This is a genomic window from Pseudomonas sp. Tul2A7, from assembly GCF_054790505.1.
Map to the genome: position 1 here is coordinate 6,275,006 of NZ_CP186499.1, position 25,928 is coordinate 6,300,933.

19 protein-coding genes are annotated in these 25,928 nt (G+C 60.8%); 5 read left to right on the forward strand and 14 right to left on the reverse strand.

Going from position 1 to position 25,928, the window contains the following annotated elements:
- Positions 1-9: 9 nt before the first annotated feature.
- From ACOYXJ_RS27935 to ACOYXJ_RS27955, 5 genes are all read right to left on the reverse strand, one after another.
- Positions 10-630: an SCO family protein gene (locus ACOYXJ_RS27935; protein ID WP_460372783.1), complete on the reverse strand. Its 621-nt coding sequence runs from the start codon at positions 628-630 to the stop codon at positions 10-12.
- Positions 627-1,277 (reverse strand): SCO family protein, encoded by a 651-nt coding sequence (locus tag ACOYXJ_RS27940; RefSeq protein WP_460372785.1) that lies wholly within the window; start codon positions 1,275-1,277, stop codon positions 627-629. Before ACOYXJ_RS27940 ends, ACOYXJ_RS27935 begins: the two co-directional genes overlap by 4 nt.
- Positions 1,278-1,291: 14 nt before the next feature.
- Positions 1,292-3,214, reverse strand: coding sequence for a YncE family protein (locus tag ACOYXJ_RS27945; RefSeq protein ID WP_460372787.1), 1,923 nt, complete (start codon positions 3,212-3,214; stop codon positions 1,292-1,294).
- 293 nt (positions 3,215-3,507) lie between these two features.
- On the reverse strand, positions 3,508-9,342 hold the full coding sequence (gene mnxG / locus ACOYXJ_RS27950) for a manganese-oxidizing multicopper oxidase MnxG (protein WP_460372789.1): 5,835 nt from the start codon (positions 9,340-9,342) through the stop codon (positions 3,508-3,510).
- Between the two features lie 201 nt (positions 9,343-9,543).
- A complete protein-coding gene (locus tag ACOYXJ_RS27955) occupies positions 9,544-10,152 on the reverse strand; it encodes a lytic transglycosylase domain-containing protein (protein WP_095047584.1) in 609 nt (202 codons plus the stop codon).
- Between the two features lie 205 nt (positions 10,153-10,357).
- On the opposite strand from ACOYXJ_RS27955, the gene gspG reads away from it, so the two are divergent.
- The 3 genes from gspG (at position 10,358) to ACOYXJ_RS27970 (ending at position 12,615) form a co-directional block, all read left to right on the forward strand.
- Positions 10,358-10,786 carry a type II secretion system major pseudopilin GspG gene (gene gspG / locus ACOYXJ_RS27960; protein WP_095120156.1) on the forward strand — a complete coding sequence of 143 codons (429 nt, stop codon included), beginning with the start codon at positions 10,358-10,360 and terminating at the stop codon, positions 10,784-10,786.
- Positions 10,787-10,800: 14 nt separating this feature from the next.
- The gene (locus ACOYXJ_RS27965) at positions 10,801-11,988 is read left to right on the forward strand and encodes a type II secretion system F family protein (RefSeq protein WP_460372791.1); all 1,188 of its coding nucleotides are present in this window, start codon (positions 10,801-10,803) and stop codon (positions 11,986-11,988) included.
- Between the two features lie 75 nt (positions 11,989-12,063).
- On the forward strand, positions 12,064-12,615 hold the full coding sequence (locus ACOYXJ_RS27970) for a hypothetical protein (protein WP_460372793.1): 552 nt from the start codon (positions 12,064-12,066) through the stop codon (positions 12,613-12,615).
- Positions 12,616-12,794: 179 nt separating this feature from the next.
- On the opposite strand, the gene ACOYXJ_RS27975 is transcribed toward ACOYXJ_RS27970, so the two are convergent.
- On the reverse strand, positions 12,795-13,694 hold the full coding sequence (locus tag ACOYXJ_RS27975; RefSeq protein ID WP_460372795.1) for a LysR family transcriptional regulator: 900 nt from the start codon (positions 13,692-13,694) through the stop codon (positions 12,795-12,797).
- A 160-nt stretch (positions 13,695-13,854) separates the two neighbouring features.
- On the opposite strand from ACOYXJ_RS27975, the gene ACOYXJ_RS27980 reads away from it, so the two are divergent.
- Both ACOYXJ_RS27980 and ACOYXJ_RS27985 read left to right on the forward strand, forming a co-directional pair.
- Positions 13,855-14,877, forward strand: a complete 1,023-nt coding sequence (locus tag ACOYXJ_RS27980) for an alpha/beta hydrolase (protein ID WP_460372797.1) — start codon at positions 13,855-13,857, stop codon at positions 14,875-14,877.
- Positions 14,878-14,985: 108 nt separating this feature from the next.
- On the forward strand, positions 14,986-16,413 hold the full coding sequence (locus ACOYXJ_RS27985) for a mechanosensitive ion channel domain-containing protein (RefSeq protein WP_460372799.1): 1,428 nt from the start codon (positions 14,986-14,988) through the stop codon (positions 16,411-16,413).
- A gap of 427 nt (positions 16,414-16,840) precedes the next feature.
- On the opposite strand, the gene ycaC is transcribed toward ACOYXJ_RS27985, so the two are convergent.
- The 8 genes from ycaC to ACOYXJ_RS28025 form a co-directional block, all read right to left on the reverse strand.
- Entirely contained in the window at positions 16,841-17,464 is a 624-nt protein-coding gene (gene ycaC, locus ACOYXJ_RS27990) for an isochorismate family cysteine hydrolase YcaC (RefSeq protein ID WP_007913541.1), read from the reverse strand.
- A gap of 70 nt (positions 17,465-17,534) precedes the next feature.
- A complete protein-coding gene (locus ACOYXJ_RS27995; protein WP_095047589.1) occupies positions 17,535-19,373 on the reverse strand; it encodes an amidohydrolase in 1,839 nt (612 codons plus the stop codon).
- A gap of 43 nt (positions 19,374-19,416) precedes the next feature.
- Positions 19,417-20,043, reverse strand: a complete 627-nt coding sequence (locus ACOYXJ_RS28000) for an antibiotic biosynthesis monooxygenase (RefSeq protein WP_460372801.1) — start codon at positions 20,041-20,043, stop codon at positions 19,417-19,419.
- A complete protein-coding gene (locus tag ACOYXJ_RS28005) occupies positions 20,036-20,449 on the reverse strand; it encodes a DoxX family protein (protein WP_460372803.1) in 414 nt (137 codons plus the stop codon). Before ACOYXJ_RS28005 ends, ACOYXJ_RS28000 begins: the two co-directional genes overlap by 8 nt.
- A gap of 209 nt (positions 20,450-20,658) precedes the next feature.
- Entirely contained in the window at positions 20,659-21,018 is a 360-nt protein-coding gene (locus tag ACOYXJ_RS28010; protein WP_460372805.1) for a DUF6124 family protein, read from the reverse strand.
- A gap of 497 nt (positions 21,019-21,515) precedes the next feature.
- Positions 21,516-21,875 (reverse strand): DUF6124 family protein, encoded by a 360-nt coding sequence (locus tag ACOYXJ_RS28015; protein ID WP_095120147.1) that lies wholly within the window; start codon positions 21,873-21,875, stop codon positions 21,516-21,518.
- A gap of 801 nt (positions 21,876-22,676) precedes the next feature.
- Complete coding sequence (locus tag ACOYXJ_RS28020; RefSeq protein ID WP_460372807.1) at positions 22,677-24,296, reverse strand: hypothetical protein; 1,620 nt, start codon at positions 24,294-24,296, stop codon at positions 22,677-22,679.
- On the reverse strand, positions 24,286-25,923 hold the full coding sequence (locus ACOYXJ_RS28025) for a hypothetical protein (RefSeq protein WP_460372809.1): 1,638 nt from the start codon (positions 25,921-25,923) through the stop codon (positions 24,286-24,288). The genes ACOYXJ_RS28020 and ACOYXJ_RS28025 overlap by 11 nt, the downstream gene beginning before the upstream one ends.
- Positions 25,924-25,928 lie beyond the last annotated feature (5 nt).

Genomic DNA, 25,928 nt, shown 5'->3' on the forward strand with positions numbered 1-25,928 from the left:
GGCGCGAACTCAGCGGCCGGCCACGGGCATTGTCAGCAACTGCAAGCGCTGGGCAATGGCGGCAGCCGGGGCGTCTGGACGGATCTTGCTCCAGCGTTTATTGGCGACATCGCCGACGATCAACTGCGTGGAATGCTGCTCGGGCGTCGGCACGATCTGGCCGATGCGGCTCAATACCAGGTCCATCTGCGCTTTGTCGCCAGTAAGAAAAAGCCAATGAGGGTCATCGGAACCCTGCTTCAAGGTGTAAGCCTTGAGCACCGCCGGCGTGTCGCGCAGCGGGTCACTGGTAAGGGAAATGAAGGTGATGTCTGGCGCCTTGTCGCCAAGCAATTCTCGGACTTCTTTGAGCTTTTGGGTGATCAGCGGACAGGCGTCGTTGCAACTGGTGAAGATCACGTTGAGCAGCACGATGCGGTTTTGCAGCGCGTCGCTGTAGAAGCGCAAGGTGTCGCCGTTCTGATCCTGCAACGGCGTGTCGGTGAACCAGGTTTTCGCATCGTGGGTGCCTTTAGCCGGCGCGGCAGCCACAGCGGCTGGCGGCTCAGAGACGTGGCCTTCGTGAGCGAACGCGACGTTACCAAGAATCCAGAAACACACGGTCAGGGAGATCCAGTCGAGCGTTCTCATGGCTGCTGCTCCATGGCGATGGCGGTATGTTTGGCGTGGGTGCGCAGGCCGCTGAGCTTTTCCACTTCCTTGGCCAGCAGCGCCGGATCAGTGAAGCCGTAGTAGCGCATCCAGTGACGGCTGTCGCCGTCGCCGACGAGGATCAGCGGTTGATGACTCTTCAGGTCGCCGCTGAAACTGCCGAGGCCCTTGAGGGTTTCATTGATCGACTGTGGCGAACCGGTCAGCCAGCTCCAGCCCGGCCCGCGCTGGAAGGTACGGGCATAATCCTGCAGGCGTTTCGGGTCGTCGCGCTGTGGGTCGATGCTGATCGAAACCAGTTGCACTTCCTCGCCGACCCGCGCACCGAGTTGTTTCTGCACCTTGCCCATGATCGACGAAACCACCGGGCACACCGTGGTGCAACTGGTGTAGATAAAGCTCATAACGACGATTTTGCCCTGCACCAGATCCTGCTCCAGGCGCACTGTTTTGCCGTTCTGGTCGAGCAGCGGCACGTTGGCGAATTTCACCTGGGCGTGTTCCTGAGTGCTGCTGGCCGGGGCTTTGTGTCCGGCGTGTTCGTCGGCCGAATGAGCGTGGACTTGTTGAATGCCAAGGCTCAACAGGCACAGGGTCAGCAGGCCACTGGATGCAAATCGGTTCATGTCGAAACTCCTCTTCAACGGGCCTGGCCGGGGGCTACCCGAACACTGGCAAAGGTCTTGTCATCGAAACTGGCACCCAGCGACGCCGCGCGCACATGCAGATACCAGGCGCCGCTGCGGTCGAGGGTGATTGGCGCCTCGTACACGCCATCGGCGACTTCCAGCGCCGCCACTTCGCGGGGGTGCGAGGTGGGCGCGAGGTAGTAGCGCAGTTGCACGTCTTTCACGCCGCTGCGCTGGCTTTTGTCTTTGCCTTGCACGATGCGGAAACGCACGACGTACGGGTCGTTGAGTGCCACGGCAGTCTTGTCGAGGAGGAACTCGACTTTCGGCTGGCCGAGGTGTTTTTGCGGTTTGCCGTCAGGCTCAATCTGCGCAGTGAAGCAGTGAATGATGTTCGGTTGGTTGAGCAGGAACGCCACGTCGAAACGCCCCGCTGCCGGCAGCTTCACCCGCGCGCTGTACAAGCCCGGCGAGACTTCGCGCAGGCTGCGGTCGATGACCATGGCAGCGCGGGCGATCTGGCCACGGTTGGGGTAACCGGACATCGGCGCGTTCATGCCTTCGGCGTAGAAATAGGTGGTGTTGTCGACCGGATTGACCACGAACACCGCGTTGTCGTCACGCGACACCGCCAGGCTTGAGGCCAGCGGCAAATCCCCGGCCAGACGCGGCGCCTGCGGGCCGGCTTCGAACCCCTGGCTGATCGGCTGACGGCCTTCGCCGAGGGAGGACAGGTTGATCATGGTGACTTTCGGTGACGCGAGTCCGCGGATGTAGGCGTAGGCCTGGGTAAACACCACTTGGTACGGCTCGGCGCTGACGTCGAGGTCGTGGATCGCGCTGTTGGTCGCGGCATCGATGACGCTGGCGCGGTTTTCCACGGTGTTGAGCACCACGCCGAAGCGGCCGTCGGCGCTGAAGCCCATGGGGCCGAGGCCTTGTTGCAGTTTGATCACCCGGCGGTTGGCGTGCGTGCTGGCGTCGATCACGGTGACGGTGCCGTCCTTGCCGTCGGCCACGTAGACCGCGCCGGACAGTGGCGAATAGGCGACTGACAGCGGATGCGAGCCGGTCTTGATCTGCTGGACGATGTTCAGGCTGGCGATGTCGATCACGCTGACAGTGCCGTCGTCGCGGTTGCTGACGAAGGCAAAACGGCTGTCCTTGCTGAAGCTGATTTCGTGGTGGCCGCGACCGGTCTGCAGATGTTTGAGGGATTTGAGGCTTTGCGTGTCGATCACCGTCACGCCGGAGTCTTCGGCTTTGCTCGCGTTATTGCCGACCCACAGCAGACGTTCATCGGGTTGCAACGCCACGCGCACCGGTTGGCTGCCGGCCTTGATCGAATCGAGAACCTTGAATTGTTCGCTGTCGATGACGGCCACTTCACCCGCTGTCGGCATCGAGACGAACACGCGTTTGTTGTCTTTCGGGGTGACCCAATCCATCGGTGGTTGTTTGAGTTCGATCCGCGCGAGGGTGCTGGTGATGCCGCCCACCGATACCGACGGATCGACCACGGCGATGCTGGCGTCGCGGTTCATCACCAGCAGGAAATAGCTGTTCAGATCCAACAATGGCCGCGCGCCGATGTTGGACTTGAGGAACACCCCGACCCGGGCTTTGCAGCTTTTGTCGCGGCCCTGGGCTTGATCGGCGGCGAGGGTTTGCGGATCGACCCAGGCGCCCGGTGCTACCCCGGACAACGGCTGGCCGGAGGCGCTGTCAGTGACGCGGAACTGCACATCGGCGAATTCGCCTTCGCGCAGTTTGCCGTCGGCGGCGAGTGGCTTGAGATCGAAATCCACCGCCACGCCGTCACGGTTCAGCGTCTGCTCGCTGCCGGTTTGTGCCAGCGCAACCTCGCTCAGCGTCAGCAACGCCCCGGCCATGGCCAGGGTGCAAATACCGATGATGTTGATGATCCTGTTCATCTATCACTCCCCAAACGCTACCTGACAAAACACCGACCCTGTGGGAGCGAGCCTGCTCGCGAAGGCGTCTTGCGCTGCACCTTCGAAACCGGGTTGCGCCCATTCGCGAGCAGGCTCGCTCCCACAAGGGATTTACATTCCTACCGCATCCTCACTGTCCACCACCGCCCCCTGTAGGAGTGAGCCTGCTCGCGATGGCGTCATCTGCCTCACCATCCGAAACCGAGTAGCCCCAATCGCGAGCAGGCTCACTCCTACAGGGGATTTGCATCCACCGGGACATTGCCGTTCTGCTACTGCCCCTGCGGCGCCGGTTCCGGTTCGTTGGTCACCCGCAGCAATCCCCACAATCCAGAGGTGTTGCCGTAAGCACCGTAGTCGCGGAACAGGTAATCCCCCGGGATCGCATTGCTGCCGCCGGCGCTCGGGATCATGAAGCTGAAGTGCGCGGCCGGCAGGATGCTTTCGTGGGCGCCGATGTACATCGACATCGGGTTGTAGCCGAAGCGCACCGAGCCCACGCCCGGCGAACCCATCGGATAACCACCGACATCGCTCTTCTCGGCCTGGAACGGATTCACCGACCAGACATGCCCGTCAAGCTGGAACGTGGTGCCGCGACTGCCACCGCTTGGCATCAGGATGTGCGTGCGCAACGGTTGCCCCGGTTTGGCATACAACACCGGCGTCTGCGGATCACCGCCGACCAGCGCATTGCTGTAAGCCATGTGCGCATTGGTCATGTCGCCATAACCCGCGCCATCGGCATGACCAAACGGTGCGTCCGGGGCGAGGCCGAAGCGGTACCACAGCGGTTCGGTCTTGTAGTTGATCGCCATGCTCGAGTTGTCCTGCGGATCAGTCGGCACGCCGAAGCCCTCAGCGGCAATCCCTTCCACCGGCCGGCCATTGGCCCAACGGGTGTTCAACGCCTTGTGCCAGACCATCGCAAAGTCGCGGTAGCTGGTCTGCCCAGGCGCGGTGACCGTGGCGTTGACCTTGCGTGCATCGTCAACCCAGGTCGCGCCGATCGGCAGGATGCTCATCGCCCCGCCAAGGCCTTTTTGCGGCTGCTTGATCACGTCCGCCGGGGTGATGTTCAAGCCGCCGAACTCCACCGCCGTGGCGTTGATGTTGTCGACGCTGCGCCCCAGTTGAGTCACCGGTTTGCCTTCACGCTCCAGGTGCCCGGCGTAGTACTGATAAGTACGGGTCGGGTACGCGCCGCTGCTGCCGACGCGCGGTGGCACGGTCTGGATCGGGTTGGCGCCGACGTTGGCGCCGTCGGATTTGGTGATGTCATACGCCAACAATTGCGCGTGCAGACCGACGTGGCTGGACGGCCGCATCAGGTTGTTGCTGAAGGTGGTCGAGCCCAGACCGCTGTTGCGATCACGCTTGACCATGCCTTGCATCACCGCGGTTTGCGTCAGGTCGGGCATCACGCTCGGCAGACGGTTTTCCAGAGTGATGTTGATGCAGTCCCCTGCCGCTGCACGCAGCACCAATGGTTCGACCGGGATGCCGGGTTTGAGCTTGCCACTGACCGGATCGAGATCGGATTTACGCACATAGAGGATCGCGGTCGGATCATGCAGCGGCCCGCTCTGCCCGCCGATGGTGATGGTTTCGCCATCCTCCGGATCGGTCACGGTGACTTGTGGAATGCTCACCGTGCGCGAGTTCAGCACCAGGGTGCCGCCCGCTGGATTGAGCGGCCCGCCGACATGCTGGCCAAGCCCTTCGGGATCGCCGATGGTCAGGCCCAGCGTATTGCCGAGAATGTCGTTGGCCAGCGCCGCGACCACTTCATAGTTGCGCTGCACGGTTGGCCGGGTGCCAATGCCGTTAGGGTTGGCGCCATAGCGCGGGCAACTGCCCTCGAACGCCACAGTGTTGCGCATGCCCGCCGGACTCGGGTTGTTCGGGATGGCGAACAGGTCGGCGCGTTTGGCGGTGTAGTTGCGCATCACGCCCCAGATACCGCTCCAGTAACCTTCGATCGAAGCGTCCATCGAGTACAGATAATCACCCGTGGTCGCCGCCGAACTGGAGAGCATCGACACCGGCGCAATAAAGCCCATCTGCTCGGAGATGCCGATCATCTGTGACGCACGCCAGCCAGAGTTGGAGCTGTTGCCGAAACCGGAACCGCTCTGCAGCCATTTCACGCCGTGCAGGGTGACGTTGTGCTCTTCTTCATGGCCGCCGGCATGCACCCGCAGCCGCACGTTGTCGCCGGTATAGGTGCGCAGCATCGGCGTGAACGGGTCACCGGGTTCGGCGCCGCCCTTGTTGATGTGCGGCGGGAACAGCGTGGTGCCGCCGGTGGGTCCGGTCGCCGAGGTGAGCAGATTCGGCGCCAGGTTCATCGCCGGAATTGCGCGATCGGTGCGGCTTTGCATGGCGAACGACAGATCGCCACCGAGGCCATCGGCCTGCATGCCACGCTTGCCGTCCGGGCCGACCTTGTTCGGGTCGTACACGCGCAGGGCCAGCGGTTCGTTGCGATAGTTGACGACGAACATGCCCGGGTCATCCACCGAAATCGCCTGCGGACATGGCCGGCTCGGGCAGCCCGGGACCTGACCGCCCTGCACTTCCAGCACGCCTTCAAGCAGGTTGCTGGCGTTGTTACGCACTGGCGGATTGATCGCGTAGCGGAAGCTGTCGGCGGTGGCCGGGAACGCCTGCGCATTCGGCACACCGTTAGGGCCGGCACCGACGTAGACGCCGGCTTCATAGGCGTGCTGGAAGTCGCTGTATTCGAGGAAGAACTCGCGGAAGCTGTCGTTCTTGCCGTCGCCATCGAGGTCACCGGTGTTGATCACCGCTTGCCACGAGGTCGGGCCGCCGTCCTGACGCGCGCCGCTATAGAGAGGCTCGCCGGTTTCGGCGTGGAACCAAGTGGAACCGGCCGGCTCGGCGAGCACAGTCGCGTACAGACCGATCTGTTGGTGCGTCGATGGGCCTAAGTGGTCGTGGGTGAAGATCGTGCCGAGGCCGCGATCGACGCCTTTTGCATTGACCACCGGATCGACGAACCAGCGCTGCATCGCCGTGCGCGCACCGACCCAATCGGCGCGCCCGTATTGGCCGAAGAACGGATGGTTCTTGGCTTTCGGGCAGGCCTGAGTGCCGTCACGTGGATCGGTGCCGGCGCACTGGTTGAACTCGCGGATCGCATGAATGCGCTCCTGCACGGCGCCGGGCGAGAGCACGCCGTCTTCATAGTTCCAGCCGTTGGACGAGCCGTCCGCCGAGGTCAGATCCCACTTCGGCAAGTGGATGTGCTGACCGATCACGTCAGTCGGCGTGCGTACCTGATAGTCATCCATCTCGTAGGTGGCCGGCACCAGGTTGGTTTGCTGGTATTGCACGCAATCGAAAGTGTTCATGCGCATCACCAGCGGCTCTGGCGGACGTTGCTTGGTGATCACCGGCCAGGCGTCTTCCCACAGCGCGAGAATGCGCGCCTGCGGAAAGTGATAACCGACCTTGTTGTACACCGCGTCGAACTGGATGTTCGCGGCTTTATAGATCCGTGGGCGGTCGGCAGTGAAGGTCGAGGCGCCGACGAAGGACATGCCGTCGATGCGCTCACCGCTGGCGAATTCACCGCTACCGGCGCTGGCGGTCAGGCGTTTTTGCCGATCGTCCATGCACGGCTCGTAGTACGGCGCGCCGGCCATCGGCAAGGCGCCGTTGGTGCGGAACGCCTTGGCCACCACTTGATTGCCGGGCAGCAAGGCGTAGCTTGGGTGATCTTTTTTCGCGTGGAAGGCCATCGCAGACTGTTCGACTTCGGTGCCTTCTTCCGGCAGGTAAATCGGTTTGGCGCGAGTGACTTCCTTGGAGAAGTCCAGCGAAGTGGTCACGGTGTGCGCCTCGCCACCGGCCGCGACGCCGTCAAGTGCGTGCCGTTGCAAACCGCCATCCCAACCACCGGACTGCGCCGGGTCGAGGTTGGCCCACAGCGCTTTGCCGCTGGCCTTGAGCGATTGCGCGGTGGCGGCGTCGAGCATGTCCAGCGGCGGGGTGGGCGGACGTTGGCCGACCGAACTTTCCATGCCGCCGATCCAGAACGGATACCCAGGGTTTTTCAGGCTGCCGTCGGCATTGCGGTTGGCTTCGCTGCGATCGACCAGCGCCAATGAGCCGATGGCTTGACCGCCGGCGTTGCCACCATGGTGCTCGCCGTCGTCATCGCCCTCTTCTTCGTCATCGTCGTCATCATTGCCGGCGATCAGGGTTTCACCGATTTTCGGCACCACCACGACTTTGCCCGGCATTGGCGCCATGGCTTTGCCCGGCAGCGGCACAATCGCCGGAATTGGTGTGCCGGCTACGATCTCGCCGTCAGGCAAGGCCCGCGCGCCGGCCGCCGGTTTGCCACTGCGCAAGGCAAACGGTTCGCTGTGATAGCCATCGGCGCCCTGCTGCGAAACATCGAGTCGAGTACCTTCTTCGAACACATCGTGGACCCGCCACATCGCCCACATGCCTTGGGCAAAGTGCGGATAGAAATGGCAGTGATAGATCGCATCGCCGGCCACGCGGTTGCGGTTGCCCGAACCACCGTTGGCGATTTCATAGGTATAACCGGCGCCCGGGCCGATGCCCTGGGCGTCGACGTAATCGGAATTGTCGTCGTTGGGGTTGAACAGCCACTGATGGCCGTGCAAGTGGAAGATGTGCTGCTCGTGGCCATTGTGGGTATTGCGGAATTTGACGAAGTCACCGATGTAGCTGTGGTTGACGTTCGACGGCTCCGACGGATACAGGGCCATGGTGGCTTTCACGCCGATCTGATCGGCGCGCGGTATCTGGCCGGGGGCGATGTTCTCAAGCCCGGTGTTGGCCGGCACATCCACCAGCATCGCTACATCGCCAACGGTGTGGGAACTGAGGAAAAACTCTTCATAGGCACACGACAGGCAGTCGTGCATCGGCCCCACGCCCAAGCGGTTGGCGACCACTTCGGCGCCCATGCCGCCGGAGCCGTAGTTGATCATGAACGAGTCGCGGGTCGGCTCCAGCACATGGGCCATCACCGGGTCGGCCCAATACGCAGGGAACGCTTGGGTGGCGGCAGTTTCGTCCTGGAATTGCGAGGCGAAATCACGGAACGCTTCGAGGCGGTTGGGGATTGCCGGGTTGCGTTTGCCCATCGACTCCAGCGGATAGGTGCTGGACGGGAAACTGCCATCGGCGTTGCTGCCCATGACAATCGCATCGCTTTCGCTGGAAATGATTTCATTGCCATCGACCATGCCGATGATCGGCGTGCCGGCCTTGCCTTCACGCAACCACGGTTCGCGCTGTGGGTAGCGCGCCTGGTAGTCGACGATCGGTTGACCGGTGGGTGCGCGACCGGTGGTGGCCAGGCGCATTTCTTCTTCGGTGAGGGTGTTGCGATAAGTGCGGCCACCCTTGGGCAGGACGACGACCTGGCCGAACAAACCATTGGCGACGTTGCCCGCCGCGCCTTCGCCGCCAAACGTCGCGCCACGGCTGCTCACGGCAAACGCGCCTTCACGTTCGGCGAACAAGGTATAGGAACGGCTCGCGCCGGGTGGCACCAGGGTGTTGGCGTTACGCCCGGTGAACGAAGAAATGTCATCAATGCTGTTCACCGCTTGCAGGCCGTTGACCTGGAAACCGACGTGACGATCCGCCACCTGCTCATCGACCTTGAAGTCTTCGGCGCCGTTGGCGTTTTCGATGCCCTCCTCTTCGCCCTCGTTTTCAAAGTGCTTGTTCGGGTTGGCCTGATAGTCGAGCAGGTTCTGCAGATTGATCGTCAGGCAATCACCCGCCGCCACGCGCAGCACCAACGGCCGTGGACGCTTGTCGGGTCGCAGCGAGACTTTGCCCGGCACCGCGGCGCCACCGTAAGCCAGTGACTGCTCATGTTCATCGACCACATCGCGGCGCAGGGCGAACATCATGCCGTTGATGTTCTGCGCGCCGAGGCGATTGAACATCAGCGGTTGATCGAAGGCGACGACGTTGGCCACCAGGTTGCGCTCGCAACGTACGGCCGCGCCGGCCAGCTCGACGCTGAGCATCGAGGCCAGAATCAGCAGCCAGTTAATCAGGGACGGAGCGTGAGGAAAGCCAGCCATGATCAGGAACCTCGTAGTGGGTGCTCGTGGGAACACTTCTCGACAAATGCCTCGGAGCAATCCGCGTGCCACAAAAAATTGCATTAGCGTTCAATCAGTTACTGCGGCCACTTGAGAATCCGGGGGATATTCCCCACCCGTTTTCCCCAGTTTTCGGGCCTCCACGGTTTACCCCGAAAGTGGGGAAAACCGGGTTGGGGGTCACAACGGCGCATCCATCGCCAGACCCTGCAGACGCCGGTACTGACGCAACACGTTCGGCACGTAACGCTGGGTTTCGGCGAACGGCGGAATCACCCGGCCACGGCTGAGCACCGCGTCGGGCCCGGCGTTGTAAGCCGCTACGGCGAGGGCAATGTCGTTGTCGAACAGGGTCATCAGGCGCTTGAGGTATTTGGCCCCACCCTGGATGTTGGCCTTGGGGTCGTAGACATCGGTCACACCCAGCTCGCGCGCGGTGTCGGGCATCAACTGCATCAGCCCGCCGGCGCCTTTGGGCGAGGTGGCGCCGGGGTTGTAACGGGATTCGGCGTTGATCACTGCGTGCAGCAGCGCTTCGGGTAACTGGTTGACTTTGGCGGCTGCCGAAACCAGTTCTGCGTAGGGCTGATTGGCGATCATTTGTGGCTGTTGATCGAGGCTGGCCACAGGCAATTCAGCCTCGTGGATCACCCGTTCGTAGGTGCGTCCGGGCCGGTGAACGTTGGACAGTACATAGCTGCCCTTGGCGTCTACCGAGATGAACACATCGGCCTGCGCGGCGCCGCTGAGCAGCACACAACCGAGCAGTCCGCTGGCAAGGAATTTCATGTCGGGCCTCCCCGGATCGACCCCGATAAATTGGGGGAAATGCCCCAATGGCCGATCACGTTTGAGCCATACGCAAGCACTGTGCCGACTCTTGAAATGCCCGATTTACAAGGGCTTCAGCCAATCATCCGATTTTCAGTGGGGCTGAGCATGGCAATTGCATAAGCCCTTCTGGCGACACGGCTGCCACTCACGGGAGGTCATCATGAAGCTGCAATTTCGTCCGCGTGGCCAACGCGGTTTTACCCTGCTCGAATTGCTCGTGGTGCTGGTGGTGCTCGGTCTGTTGGCCGGGATCGTCGCGCCGAAATACTTCGCCCAACTCGGTCGCTCCGAAGTGAAAGTGGCCAAGGCGCAGATCGAAGGGCTGAGCAAAGCGCTGGATATCTATCGACTGGAAGTTGGCCACTACCCCTCCACCGAACAGGGCTTGCAAGCCTTGGTGATCGCGCCGAGTGACGAGGCGAAATGGACCGGCCCGTACTTGCAGAAAAAACTGCCGCAGGATCCGTGGGGGCGTAATTACGCTTACCGCTATCCCGGCGAAAACAGCGAGTACGACTTGCTGTCGATGGGCAAGGACGGCCAGCCCGGTGGCGAAGGCGAAAACGCTGAAGTAACCAATTGGCAGTGAGCGGAGCGCGGCCCATGCGATTTCATGTGAAAGCGGTCGGCAAGGCGGGCGTGGTGTCCTTGAGTGTGGAGGCGCCGGGTGACAGCGAGGCGCGGCGCATCGCCGAGGATCAGGGTCTGCGTGTGCTCAGTTCGCACGCCGACAAGCATTGGCGTTCGCTGAAACTGCGCCAGCGCGAGACCTTCAATCTGGTGTTGTTCAGCCAGGAACTGACCACGCTGCTCAATGCCGGCCTGCCGCTGATCGATGCGCTGGAAAGCCTCGCCGAAAAAGAATCCGCGCCCGCTGCCCGCAAAACCTTGAGTGAGCTGGTACGCCTGCTGTACGAGGGCAAATCCTTCTCGCAAGCGTTAGGCCAGTTGTCGGCGGTGTTCCCACCGTTGTACGTGGCGTTGGTGCAGTCCAGCGAAAAGACCGGCGCGGTCGGCGATGCGCTGGGGCGCTACGTCAGTTATCGCCAGCGCATGGACGAGGTGCGGCAGAAGATCATCAGCGCCTCGATCTACCCGATGCTGTTGCTGGTAGTCGGCGGTGGCGTGGTGCTGTTCCTGATGGGTTATGTGGTGCCGCGCTTCAGCCTGGTGTTTGAAGGGCTGGGGAATAACCTGCCGTGGCTGTCGCAGGTATTGATGAGCAGCGGCATGTTTCTGCATGCGCATCAGGCAGAATTCTTCGGTGCGCTGGCCGCGATCGTCATCGCCCTCGCCGTGCTGCAAAAGCAACCAGCGTTTCGCCGTGGGCTGGATCGATTGGTGGAGAAACTGCCGGCCGTGCATCAACGGATTTTCATGTATGAACTGGCGCGGTTTTACCGCTCATTGGGAATCTTGCTGCAGGGCGGGATTCCGCTGGTGACCGCCATGGGCATGGTGCGCGGTTTGCTCACCGTGGCTTCACGGGTGCGGCTGGACCAGGCCTGCGAGCGAGTGCGCGAGGGGCAATCATTGTCCACCGCGCTGGAACTCAATCACCTGGTGACGCCGGTGTCGCTACGACTGCTGCGGGCCGGCGAACAGTCCGGCAACCTCGGGCAGATGATGGAACGCAGCGCCGACTTCTACGACGAGGAAATCAGCCGCTGGCTGGAGTGGTTCGTGAAGTTGTTCGAACCGCTGCTGATGACATTTATCGGCCTGTTGATCGGGGTCATCGTGATCCTGATGTACATCCCGATTTTCGAACTGGCTTCGAGTATTCATTGACCCCCGGGAACGGGTCCGGTCCCGGCAACAACGCACTTTTACGTTCCCAACAAAACCACAAAGACGGAGAACGATATGCACATTAAAAAGCTTGTACTCGCAATGGCCATCGGCGCAGTTCTGTCAGCGTCTACGGTACTCATTCCGGACAGTGTGTCCGGGGTGTCCAGTGCTTATGCCAAGGATGGTGGGAGTGGTGGTGGAGGCAGTGGGGGCGGTAGCGGAGGGGGCGGCGGCGGAAGTGGAGGCGGAGGAAGTGGCGGGGGCGGCGGCGGTCACGGTGGCAGCGGTGGCAGCGGTGGTGGCAGCGGTGGAAATGGTGGGGGCGGAGGCAGTCACGGCGGTGGCGGCAACAGTGGTAGTGGCGGTGGCAACAGTGGCCACAGCGGCAGCGACCACGGCTCGGGACACTCGGGCGACAGCGGCTCATCCGGTCGCAGCGGCACGCACGCCGAAGCGGGAGATGACCATGGCGTCCACCGCGCTGGTGAAGTCGGTGATGACCACGGGGTCCACCGCGCGGGCGAAGTCGGTGATGATCGTGGCGTGCATGCTGCAGGCGAAGTCGGCGATGATCGTGGCGTACATGTCGGCGGCGAGCCGGGCGATGACAAGCGCGCCAACTGATCCATCCTGAAAACACCAGCTCCCACAGGGTTTTGTGGCGTTTACATATTCCGCAGACAACCATAATCCCAATGTGGGAGTGAGCCTGCTCGCGATAGCGGTCATTCTGACACTGACGCTGTGACGGACAGAATGCTATCGCGAGCAGGCTCACTCCTACAGTTTGATTTGCGTACGGCTCAGAGGGCGACGTGACTCTCGTTCAGGCGTTCACGCAAAAACTCGACCAACGCCTGCACCGGTCTCGAGGCCTGGCGATGCTGTGGGTAAACGGCTGAAAGTGTCAGCGGTTCCGGTCGCAAATTATCCAGCACCGGCACCAAGCGGCCATCCTTCAGCGCCGCGCCGACAATGAACGTCGGCAAATAGGTAATCCCCATCCCCTGCACCGCCGCGTCCCTGAGCAACTCGCCGTTGTTCACCCGCATGCGCCCGGTGACATTGACCAACACAGGCTTGCCCTGCCCCGCGTTGAAGCGCCACTGCACCGAACGACTATGCCCGTACGGCAAACAGTCATGGCTGTGCAGGTCTTCGGGTTGCTGCGGCGTGCCGCGCTCGGCGAGGTACGCCGGGCTGGCGCAGTACACCCGCTCGATCGACGCGATACGCCGGGCAATCAGGGTCGAGTCTTCCAGTACGCCAATGCGCAGCGCCAGATCGTAGCCCTCACCGAGCAAATCCACCGGGCGGTCACTCAAGTCCACCTCAACCGTGACCTCGCGATAGCGCTGCAAAAACATCGGCAGCAGACAGCCCAGATGCGCCACGGCAAACGACAACGGCGCACTAAGGCGAATCGTCCCGCGCGGCTCGGCGGTCTGCCCGGCGATGCCCTGCTCGACCTGTTCGACTTCGCCGAGCAGGCGCAATGCCGATTCGTAGTAACTCTGCCCCAGCGGCGTCACGTCCAGACGCCGGGTCGAGCGGTTCAACAAGCGCACGCCGAGGCGCTCTTCCAGTTGCATCAAGCGCCGACTGACGAACTGCTTGGACAGGCCCAATTGATCGGCCGCTGAGGTGAAGCTGCCGGAGTCCATGACCTGGCAAAAAATACGCATGTCTTCGAACGGGTTCATTGTCACTCTCTGGTGGACAGTTAAACGCTTTATAGCCGCTTTTTCACTTTCAAGCAGCTCATTAATCTGTGCTCACGGTGTTGCTGAGGCCTGAAACCCAGCGCCACAGCAGCCCGCAACTCAGGCAAAAAATCAAAATTATTCAAAAGGATTTCCACCCATGAACATCGTCAAGAAAACCCTCGCCGCGTCCCTCCTCGCCCTTTCCGTCAGCAGCGCTTTTGCCGCCGGCAGCCCTGGCGTGGAACACAACACCCAGGCATTCCTCGATGCGCTCGCCGCTGGCGGTGGTCGCCCGCTGGAGCAACTGAGCCCGAAAGACGCCCGTGCAGTGCTGACCGGCGCGCAGGCTTCGGTGAAGGTGGACTTGTCCGGCGTTGAAGTCAGCGACAAAGCGATCAAGGTCGATGGCCAGACCATCAACCTGAAAGTGGTGCGGCCGGCCAAGGTCAAAGGCGAGTTGCCGGTGTTCATGTTCTTCCACGGTGGCGGCTGGGTGCTCGGTGATTACCCGACGCATCAGCGCTTGATTCGTGATCTGGTGGTGGGTTCCGGTGCCGTCGCGGTGTACGTCGATTACACGCCTTCGCCGGAAGCGCAGTACCCGACCGCAATCAACCAGGCCTACGCCGCGACCAAATGGGTAGCCGAGCACGGCAAGGACATCGGTGTCGACGGCAAGCGTCTGGCGGTAGCGGGCAACAGCGTCGGCGGCAACATGGCGGCGGTCGTGGCGTTGATGGCCAAGGAACAGAAAGCCCCGGCGCTGCGCTTCCAGTTGCTGATGTGGCCGGTGACCAACGCGCAGTTCGACGACGGTTCGTATCAGCAATTTGCCGAGGGCCACTTCCTCACCAAAGGCATGATGCAGTGGTTCTGGGACAACTACACAACCAACCCGGCCGAACGTGCGCAGATCCACGCCTCGCCGCTCAACGCCAGCGCCGAACAGCTCAAGGGCTTGCCTGCCGCGCTGGTGCAGACCGCCGAGTTCGACGTGCTGCGTGATGAAGGTGAAGGCTATGCGCGGAACCTGGATGCGGCCGGTGTGGCGGTGACCTCGGTGCGTTACAACGGGATGATTCATGACTTCGGTTTGCTTAATCCGCTGAGTCAGATTCCGGAAGTGAAAGCGGCAGTGCGTCAGGCAGCGGCTGAGCTGAAAACCCATCTGAATCCATAACGGCAAAAGATCGCAGCCTTCGGCAGCTCCTACATTGGAATACGTTCTCCTGTAGGAGCTGCCGCAGGCTGCGATCTTTTCACTTGCAGACACCACGGAGCCAAGGTCATGACCCTTTTCTACACCCACCTGCTGTCCTGGAGCGCCGCCCTGCTGCTGCTCGACGCCGTGCTCTGGCACTTCTCGCCCTTCACCCATCGCGCTCCGAGAGTCGCTGTGCGGCTGGTGCTGTTTCTGGCGTTCACGGCGCTGGTGATCAACGCCGGCGTCAGTCCGTTGCAAGCACCACAATTTACCGATGACCGCGTGGCGCAGTTGGGTGCGACGGCGTTGGGGATTCTCTGGTGGCTGTACGCCGCGCGGGTGCTGACCGAAGTCATCGGTTTGGCACTGATGCGCCGCATCGGCCACAGCGGTCGTTTGCTGCAGGACGTGATCGGTGCGCTGGTGTTTCTGGTCGCCACCGTCGCCGCAGCCGGTTACGTGCTGGAGCTGCCAGTAAAAGGCCTGCTGGCAACCTCGGGTGTGGTGGCAATCGTTGTCGGTCTGGCGCTGCAAAGCACCCTGGCCGATGTGTTTTCCGGGATCGTGCTCAACACCACCAAACCGTATCAGGTGGATGATTTCGTGGTGATCGACGGCGTCGAAGGCAAAGTCTTCGATATCGACTGGCGCGCCACCCACCTGCTGACCAGCGCCGGGACCATGGCCGTGGTGCCGAACTCGGTGGCGGCCAAGGCGAAGATCGTCAACCTCAGCCGCCCGAACAACATGCATGGCGTGTCGATCAGCATTCAGGTGCCGAATCACATCCGCCCGCGTCGGGTACTCGATGCGCTTGATCGCACCTTGCAGGGCAGCAGCTCTCTGTTGCTGACGCCAGCGCCGAAAGCCGTGTTGAAAGAGGCCGGCGAAACCATGTCGGAATACGTCGCCAGCGGCTTCATCGCCGAGCTGGGCAAAAAAAGCGAAGTGCGCAATCAACTGTTCGACCTTGCCCACCGGCATCTCGAAGCTGCGGGTATCTCGCGGCACCCGGATGGCGTGATCGAACCCTCGACCCGTGCTCGTGCGTTGCTCGATGAGGTGAAAATCTTCCGCTCGCTGAGCAGTGAGGAACGTGATCGCCTCGCCGAATCGATGGTTGCGCAGCAATACACCGCAGGCCAGGTGGTGCTGGATCTGGATGAAGTGCCGGACAGTCTGTTCGTGATTGCCACCGGCGTCGTCAGTGCGACTGTGGCGGATGGCGACAGCAAGGTCGAGGCCGGGCGGATGGGGCCGAGTGAGGTCATGGGTGAACAGAGCATTCTCGCGGATACACCGTCGCAGGCGACGTTCACGGCGTTGACGTCGAGCATCATTTATCGTCTCGACAAGAACCTGACTCGTCAGTGCATGGAACAGCGCACAGAGGTTGGACGGGCGTTGAATAAGTTGCAGGCAGTGCGTCAGCAGAACAGTCGCCTCGCGTTGATGGGCAAACCGGTGGCGGTGAGGAAAGGTGGGTTTTTGGGGTGGTTGCAGAAGCGTTGAAGCGGCAAGATCAAGATCAAGAGCCTCCCCCTCACCCCAGCCCTCTCCCCCAAGGGGGCGAGGGGAAAGGGAGCCGATCTTCATGCGGTTCAAAACTGAAGTTCGGCTCGAAGTTTCAGGTCGGCGTATCTAGAAAAATACCTCGGTCAGTCCCCTCTCCCCTAGACATCAAAGGGAAAGGGAGCAGACCGCATGCAATTCAGAACCAGAGTTCGGCTCGGTATTGCACGTCGGCGTACCTCGAAAGAACCCCTCGGTCAGTCCCCTCTCCCCAAAACCTCGAAGGAAAAGGGAGCCGATCTTCAAGCTGTTCAAAACTGAAGTTCGACTCGGTATCGCACGTCGGTGTACCTCGAAAGAGCCCCTCGGTCAGTCCCCTCTCCCTCCGGGAGAGGGTTAGGGTGAGGGGCTTTTCAGGATCAGCCGATTACTTGGCAGTGAACTTGGTATAGCTGTTGATCAGGTTGCGGTAGTTAGGCAGACGCTCCGACAGCAGATGCGCCAGACCTTCCATATCGTTGCGCCAGTCACCCTGCAGCTCGCACGCCACCGAGAACCAGTTCAACAGGTGTGCACCCGCTGCCGACATCCGCGCCCACGCCGCTTGTTGCACGGTGGTGTTGAAGGTGCCGGACGAGTCGGTTACCACAAACACTTCGTAACCTTCAGCAATGGCCGACAGGGTCGGGAACGCCACGCAAACATCAGTCACCACGCCGGCGATGATCAGTTGCTTGCGACCCGTCGCCTTGATCGCTTTAACGAAATCTTCGTTGTCCCAGGCATTGATCTGACCCGGGCGTTGAATGAACGGTGCATCCGGGAACTGCTCACGCAGCTCAGGCACGATCGGGCCGTTGGGACCTGCGTCAAAACTGGTGGTCAGAATGGTCGGCAGCTTGAAGAACTTGGCGATGTCGCCCAGCGCCAGCACGTTGTTCTTGAATTCGTTCGGGGTGAAATCCTGGACCAGCGAGATCAGGCCGGTCTGGTGATCGACCAGCAGTACAACCGCATCATCTTTGTTCAGACGTGTGTAAGGAACGCTCATGGGGAAACTCCTGATGGACGGATGGATGAAGCGTGAAGCGCCGACCGGATGGCCGGCGCTTCAGGGGGAATCAGAAAGCGAAGCAGGAACAGCCGAACGCGCCCCAGAAACCGGCGAAGTCGCTGACCGGCGCGTTCGACATCCGCGCCTTTTCATGGCTGTGGGTGTGCACCGCGCACGGGCCGCTGCATTGGTGAACCTGCGCCTGCAACGGCGAATTCGGCCGCCAGTGGCCCGGGACTTTCACCACCGGCGACCAATCCGGCAGCACTGGAATCGAGCGCGGGCCGAGGTCTTCAAAGTCGCCGGCCGCGTAAACAATCTTGCCGCCGACCACGGTCATGACCGATTCGATCCACTTGATCGCTTCTTCCTCGACATGGAAGAAGTCCGCGCTCAGCGCCGCCAGATCCGCCAGTTGCCCGACCTTGATCTGGCCTTTCTTGCCCTGTTCCGAGGAGAACCAGGCGCTGCCGTGGGTGAACAATTCCAGCGCGGTGGCGCGCGGCAAACCCTCTTCGTACAAGGCCAGGCCGCCGACGGTGCGACCGCTGACCATCCAGTACAACGAGGTCCACGGGTTGTAGCTGGACACCCGCGTCGCATCGGTGCCGGCGCCGACCGGTACGCCTTCGGCGAGCATGCGTTTGATCGGTGGCGTCGCCTCGGCGGCTTGTTTGCCGTAGCGGTCGACGAAGTACTCACCCTGGAACGCCATGCGATCCTGAATCGCGATGCCGCCGCCCAGCGCTTTCACCCGCTCGATGTTTTGCGGAGTGATGGTTTCGGCATGGTCGAAGAACCACGGCAGACCGTTGAACGGAATGTCACGGTTGACCTTCTCGAACACGTCGAGCATACGGCTGATGGATTCGTTGTAAGTCGCGTGCAAACGGAACGGCCAGCGTTGCTCGACCAAGTGGCGCACCACTGGCTCCAGCTCTTCTTCCATGGTTTGCGGCAGATCCGGGCGCGGTTCGAGGAAGTCTTCGAAATCGGCTGCCGAAAACACCAGCATTTCGCCGGCGCCGTTGTGACGCAGGAAGTCGTCGCCCTGATGCAACTTGACGCTGCCGGTCCAGTTCTGGAAGTCGCTCAGCTCTTCTTTCGGCTTCTGGGTGAACAGGTTGTAGGCGATGCGCACGGTCAACTGGTCGTCTTTGGCCAGTTGCTCGATCACCTGATAATCGTCCGGATAGTTCTGGAAACCACCGCCGGCATCAATCGCGCTGGTCAGGCCGAGGCGATTGAGTTCGCGCATGAACTGGCGGGTCGAGTTGACCTGATATTCCAGTGGCAGCTTCGGCCCTTTGGCCAGCGTCGAGTAGAGAATCATCGCGTTCGGCCGCGCAACGAGCATGCCGGTCGGGTTGCCATTGCTATCGCGGACGATCTCGCCACCCGGCGGGTTCGGCGTGTCGCGGGTGTAGCCGGCGACGCGCAGCGCGGCACGGTTGAGCAGCGCGCGGTCATACAGGTGCAGGATGAACACTGGTGTGTCCGGTGCAGCCTGGTTGATTTCTTCGAGGGTCGGCATGCGTTTTTCGGCGAACTGGAATTCGTTCCAGCCCCCGACCACGCGTACCCATTGCGGGGTCGGCGTGCGGTCGGCCTGATCCTTGAGCATGCGCAGCGCGTCGGCCAGCGACGGAACGCCTTCCCAGCGCAGTTCGAGGTTGTAGTTCAAACCGCCACGAATCAGGTGCAAGTGCGAGTCGTTGAGACCCGGGATGACGCAGCGGCCGTGCATATCGACCACTTGCGTATTCGGCCCGCGCAGGGCCATGGCCTGGTTGTCGTTGCCAACGACGACGAAGCGGCCGTCGGTGATGGCCACGGCACTGGCCAGTGGTTTGGTGCGGTCGACGGTGTGAAATTGGCCATTGAACAGAATCAGATCGGCGCTCATCGCAGTTCCTCAAGCAAAGTGAAAAGGAGCGAACCTCACGCGCTCAACGCGGCGAGGTTTCTTGGGAATCGAGGTGTTCATGGGCTTGGCTGGCTTCGAGCCACGGCGTAAACAAACGGGTGACCGGTGGCATCACCACGTACACCACCGACAGAACGATGGTCAGGGTGATCAGGAACGTGGCGACCACGTAGTTGGAAAGCAGCGGATGCAGCGCCAGCAGCGGCCCCCAGATCAGCGGCACGAGCAAGGTGTGCGGCAGAATCACCAGCAGCGAAACCACAGCCTGCTTCCAGCGCGGCGGCGGTGAAGCGGCATCGGCCAGTGGCGAGAACCAGAATTCATTGATCGGCGCGACTTCGGTCTGATCGCCATCAGCCAGCATCGGCGCAGCTTCGGCGACCAGCGCCTGACGCTGCGGCGACTCCAGCCAGCCTTGCATCGCTTCAGTGGAGCTGAAGCGCAGTACGCAGGTGTAGAAGTCGAGACGGCCGCGCTTGCCACGCACCACGTCCACACCCAGATGGCCTTCACGCTGCCCCGCCACGCGGACGATATTGCGCAGCCAGGCCTCGTACGCCGACTCGAAACCGGCCTTGACCCGGTGTTTGATGATCAACGTGACCGTCTCATCGGCCCCCGGTGTTTTTGGATTGAGGACTTCAGGCATGACGCAACACTCCGGGCAAACGAACAGAAATCGCCAGCCGTCCCGGCCCGGCGATCAACACAGTGGTAAACACGATCAACAGCAACCAGCCGAACTGCCCCTCGGCCACACTCCATTGCGGATGCACGACCAGCAACGCCACCAGCAGCACAAAGAGAATAGGCACGCAGGCCAATCGCGCCAGTAACCCGGCGACGATCAGTAGCGGACAGAGGACTTCGGCGAAGATCGCCAGGATCAAGGTGAGGTGAGAACCGAGGTGGAACGGGTCTTCAATCAATTGCAGTTGCGCGGTGAAATCCAGCAGCTTGGGCAAGCCGTGGACCCACAGCAGAAACAACCCGCCGCTGACCCGCAGGAACAGCAAACCGATGTCGCGTGCCTGTTCATCTGTTGAGGCATTCATGACCCGACCCTTGAAATGTCATTGGCTGGAATCATGCCAATGAAGGTCGGGAGGAAATTGGATAGATGTGCTCAGTTCTGCGGCATTGATCGTTCCCACGCTCTGCGTGGGAATGCAGCCCGGGACGCTCCGCGTCCCTTCCAAAGCCAAACGCGGAGCGTCCGTTGAGCCGTTCCTTTGCTGCGCGTGGGAACGATCAGTGGTCAGGGTTAGCCTGGCAACTCCAGGTTATCCAGCACCCGATTCACCGCCAGCTCACCGAGCATGATCAACTGCGCAATCCCCAACAACGCCCGGCGCTGCGGTGCGGGCAACAGGTGGGCGACGTCCTGGGCGATGGTTTTGGCCGAGGCGAGTGTTTCGCTGGCATCGGTCAGCAGTTCTTCGTTTTTGGTGTCGGCGGTTACGGCATACATGCCACGGGTTCTGCGTGGGGATGGCGTGGAGCCGGGTGGAAGGAGGTAGTGGTCGAGGGCGCGGTCGGCGGCTTCGTGGAGTTTTCGGGAATCGATGGATTCGTAGGGGGATGTGGGGTCGATGTCTGGTGGGTTGGGTGTGACTTTGAACATGGTGAATCTCCGTGAAGGACTGAGCCGCCACGACTTATCGCTAAACAAGTTGAGGGTGGCGGCTGTACGCAGGTTAGCGATCCGGGTCACAGGAACCCCGGGTAGACCTTTCGGCCTCCCACGCACAGCCACCATGACGCGATTGCAGAAAGGGAACCCCACAATCGAGAAGGAAGCGTTTGTTGCGTCTGTAGTCGGAGCCGGATCGCTAAACCCGATCGCTGAACTATTCAGCGACCAGCAAACGATAGAGACCTGACCACAAGCGCACAAGCCGGCGGATTCTGGCGTAGCTGTAGGCAACGGCGCAAGGTTGCGTAGCCTGAAAGAGTGTCTGAGGGTGTTGCTTAAACGGCGATGTTTAAAACATCGAAAATCTATGGATCACAGCGAGCCAATGTGGGAGCGAGCCTGCTCGCGAAGGCGTCGGGGCAGTCAACAAATTTTTGAATGACACACCGCTTTCGCGAGCAGGCTCGCTCCCACAGGGGGTGTGCTTAGGCCGGTGGCTCGAGGTTATCCAACACCCGATTCACTGCCAACTCACCGAGCATGATCAACTGCGCAATCCCCAACAACGCCCGGCGCTGCGGTGCGGGCAACAGGTGGGCGACATCCTGGGCGATGGTCTTGGCCGAGGCGAGTGTTTCGCTGGCGTCGGTCAGCAGTTCTTCATTTTTGGTGTCGGCAGTTACGGCGTACATGCCACGGGTTCTGCGTGGGGGTGGTGTGGAGCCGGGTGGAAGGAGGTAGTGGTCGAGGGCGCGGTCGGCGGCTTCGTGGAGTTTTCGGGAATCGATGGATTCGTAGGGGGATGTGGGATCGATGTCTGGTGGGTTGGGTGTGACTTTGAACATGGTGAATCTCCTTTTTAGAGCCGGGATCACCACGTCCTGTCGCTAAACAGGATGGGTGGCGACCGTATGCAGGTTAGCGAACCGGTAAAAAGGCAACCCGGTAGACCCGAAGGTCTCCCGCATACAGCCGCCATAGCGAAGTGCAGACGATAGCCTGCAACGAAGCATGGAGCGCTGATGCACTTTTTTGGTCCGAGTCGCTAAACCCGATCGCTGAGTTTTCAGCGACCACCAAACGATAGAGACGGGGCCACAAGCGCACAAGCCGGCGGATTCTGGCGTAGCTGTAGGCAAAGGCGCAAGGTTGCGTAGCCTGAAAGAGTGTCTGTGGGTGTTGCTTAAACAGCGATGTTTAAAACATCGATCACACCGAGCCAATGTGGGAGCGAGCCTGCTCGCGAAGGCGTCGGGTCAGCCAACAGATGTTTTGAATTTACCCAGACCTATGGCAATAAATGATCACTGAAGATAACGCCGTTGGCTGATGACAACGTGCGAGTCCCAAGATCGGTACGCAGATACAGAAAAGCCTCTGCCCCCAACTGCGTGGCGACTTCACCGTGTTTACAGAACTCAAGAGCCGGATCACTGCCGCGCACCAGCACCCCCACTGCAAAAATACGCCGGGTTAGCGCCCACGCATTCTGCCGTGGTGTTCTGATAACGACTGTTGAGCAACTGCGCGGTTTGCGGGCTGGTCGCGGCCTGACTTGAACTGACTGCGAGCACAAGAGCCAACAAAAAAGCTGTGAGCCTTGGAATTATTGGGCTCATACGGGCCTGCCTGACGTCGAGCGGGAATCAATCATCACGCATGGAACTCGGCAAAAACGGAATCTTGTTGCTCAACATCCGCATGCTGGTGTCCGACAGCGCCTGATCTTGTGGGTCATAGGAAAATACCGAGCCGGGTGCGGCGGTAAAAAGCACACGCACGATGGGAATGAAGCGACCGGTCACCTCGAAGTAATCACGTTGTATGAATCGAGCGCCGGCTAGGCCATCACCGGCAATATGCGAAGGCGTAATGATGGTGAAAGCTTCCAAAGGGAGCTTTTGCGGATCGTCTTCCGACCAGGCCGCGACAATCAGCTCGTTCCAGCCGTACGGGTCTCTGGCGTCAGCACGAACCGTGGTCGCCAGTTCGAACATCCTGGCCTCGGTATTGAACGCGCAGCTTCTCAACGGGGTATTTGCATAGCGTTCAATCCATCCCTCGCGGGTGTCGATACCCAACTCTTCACACTGACCGCCATGGGTTCGACAGATGTCGGCAGAGCCGCCGGTGCCAGCATCAAAGGGATAGAGGCAGCGAACCGTCAGCGGTTTACCGGTGGGCGCAAAAGACTCGCGGATGATGAAACCCTGAGGTTTGTAAGTCTTGGCGATCAACGCGCCGTCGGTAATGTAAGTGAAGGAAACACCATTGCCGTTAACCGACGACGGACTGGGGTTCCAGGAATGAAATGCCGTTGAAACATCCGTTGAGCGGATCAACACGCCGGTGCAATTGAACGCCGCGGTACTGCCACGGCATTCGCGTAGTTTCTCGATCGAACGCGCATTCAACCTGGCTGCCACCTGATAACCGATATACAACTGATCGTCCTGATTGAACCCGAACACTGCCTGCGGCGGCTGGTTCAGATCCATGCGCAGGATCGGTAGCCATTCACCGGTGGCAACGAAATAATCGCGCTGATCTTTCTGCGCGCCGAGCAGCGACTGACTCTGGTTGACGTCGTAGAACAGGCCGAGTAATGGCAGTTGCTTAGGGGTTTGTTCGTTCCAGTTCCCGACTAGCAGCAGCGTCGGTTGAGCGGCCCATTGCGCATCAATCTGCTGGTGTGCGAGCAGACTGGCCATGAACTGGGCAGGATCACGGCTACTTAGCGAACATTGCCCGGCGGCTTGCTGGCCTTCCTGTTGAAAATGCGCGAGCCATCCTTGTACGTCGGTGACACCCAGACCGCTGCACGAACTGACGTCCTGCAAGTGCTGTACCGCAGCAACCCAGCCACATCCCGAGTCAGGTCGCGTGCTTTGCACTGGAAATTCGAAGGGGTAGGCACACAGCACATCAAGCGGCTTGCCTTGACCAATGGCAGTGAAGGCATCACTGAAGATCAACCCATTGGGCTGTCCGAGCGTGCGCGTGTCGAGATCGGCCCGCAGATAGTTGAAAGCCTGCGCCCCCAGTTGAACGGATGCTTCGCTGTGTTTCCAGAACTCCTGTGTACCTTGAGTACCGCGTATCAACACCCCACTGCAAAAATACGCCGGGTTGGCGCCTGCGCATTCTGCCGTGGTGTTCTGATAGCGCCTGTTGAGCAACTGCGCGGTTTCCGGGCCGGTTGCGGCGAGGGAAATATCAAAGTGCGCGAGCGCTACCAGAAAAACGAGCAGGCTATTAATTTTCATCAGGGCCCGAGTCCTTTTGCGACGAGACTGGCGGTCGCGGCGTTATGCCTCGGATCAGGGTTTGAGTTGAGGTGTCCTGAACCGTCTGATCCCCCACTTCAAATACAAAAGGTCGGCCATCTGCACTGGCCAAATTCAATCGTATAACGGGTAAAAACGCATGGGTTTGCTTGAAATAGTCACGCTGGATGAATTGCGCATTGGCCAATCCCGGACTGCTTCCCGACACATAGAAAAAGGCTTCAAGGGGCACTAGCGCCGGTATGTTCTGAGGCCACACGGCAATGATGACTTCGTTCCAGTTGAGTCTGGCTGCCGCGCTGAGGCCGGCACGCACGTCGATGCTGAGCTGAAACGAGGCCAATGACATGTCAAAAGCACAACTTGCACTGGGGTTGGAAGCGTAGCGGGCTTGCCAGGCAGCAACGGTGGTAATGCCCTGAGATTGGCAACTGGCGCGACAACTGTCGGGTATGGAATTCGTCCCGGCATTGGCCGGATAAGCGCAACGCCATGTCACCGCATGACCTGTCGGGGCAAACGCTTCCTTGAACGTGAAGCCCTGAGTACCAGCGAGTTTTGTGGTACCCACATCCTTTCGCACATAACTGAATGAGACACCATTGCGGCCTATCGAATTGGGGCTGGGATTCCAGGCGTGGAAACCCGCTGACGCATCTGCACCTCGAACCAACACGCCATTGCAGTGAAATCCGGGCTTTTCGCGCAGGCAACCCGAAGCCGTATCGGCGAAGCGTGCATTCATGTTGGCGGCAATCCGATAACCGATATACAACTGATCCTGCAGATTGAAACCGAATACGGCATCCGGTGGTTCGCTCAGGTTCACGCGCAGGATCGGCAGCCACTCACCCGTGGCAATGAAGTAATCACGCTGATCTTTCTGCGCGCCGAGTAACGCCCCGGGTTGCGTCACGTCGTAATACAGGCCTTGAACCGGCAACAGTCCGGGTGCATCGGGATCCCAGTTTTTGATCTGCACTTTGTTCGGTCTGGCCGACCAGCTATCGTCGATGCCTTGGTGCGCCAGCAGGCTAGCCTTGAATTGTGCCGGGTCAAGGCTGCTCAACGAGCATTGCTTTTCGGGTAACTGCCCTTGTTGTTGAAAGTGCGCCAACCAGGCTGGCGCATCGCTGACGCCAACGTCGGCACAAGAACTGACGTCTTGCAGGTGCTGTGAGGCTGACAGGGCAGCGCAACCGAAGTTTGCGCGGGTAGCCGTCGATGGGAAAGCGAATGGGTAGGCACACAACACCTCCAGCGAAAGACCATTCCCGATGGCTGTGAATGAATCGCTGAACACCATCCCATTCGCCAAAGCCAACCTCTGCGTATCAAGGTCGCCCCGCAGATAAACAAAACCTTCCGCTCCCAATTTTCGGGCAACCTCCCCGTGCTTCCAGAACTCAAGAGCCGGATCACTGCCGCGCACCAGCACCCCACTGCAAAAATACGCCGGGTTGGCGCCTGCGCATTCTGCCGTGGTGTTCTGATAGCGCCTGTTAAGCAACTGCGCGGTTTCCGGGCCGGTGGCGGCGAGAACCGGACCGCTGAGCAACAGCAATGCCAATAGGTATCGGGTTATCTGCGTCCGTGCGCTTTGCATGGTTT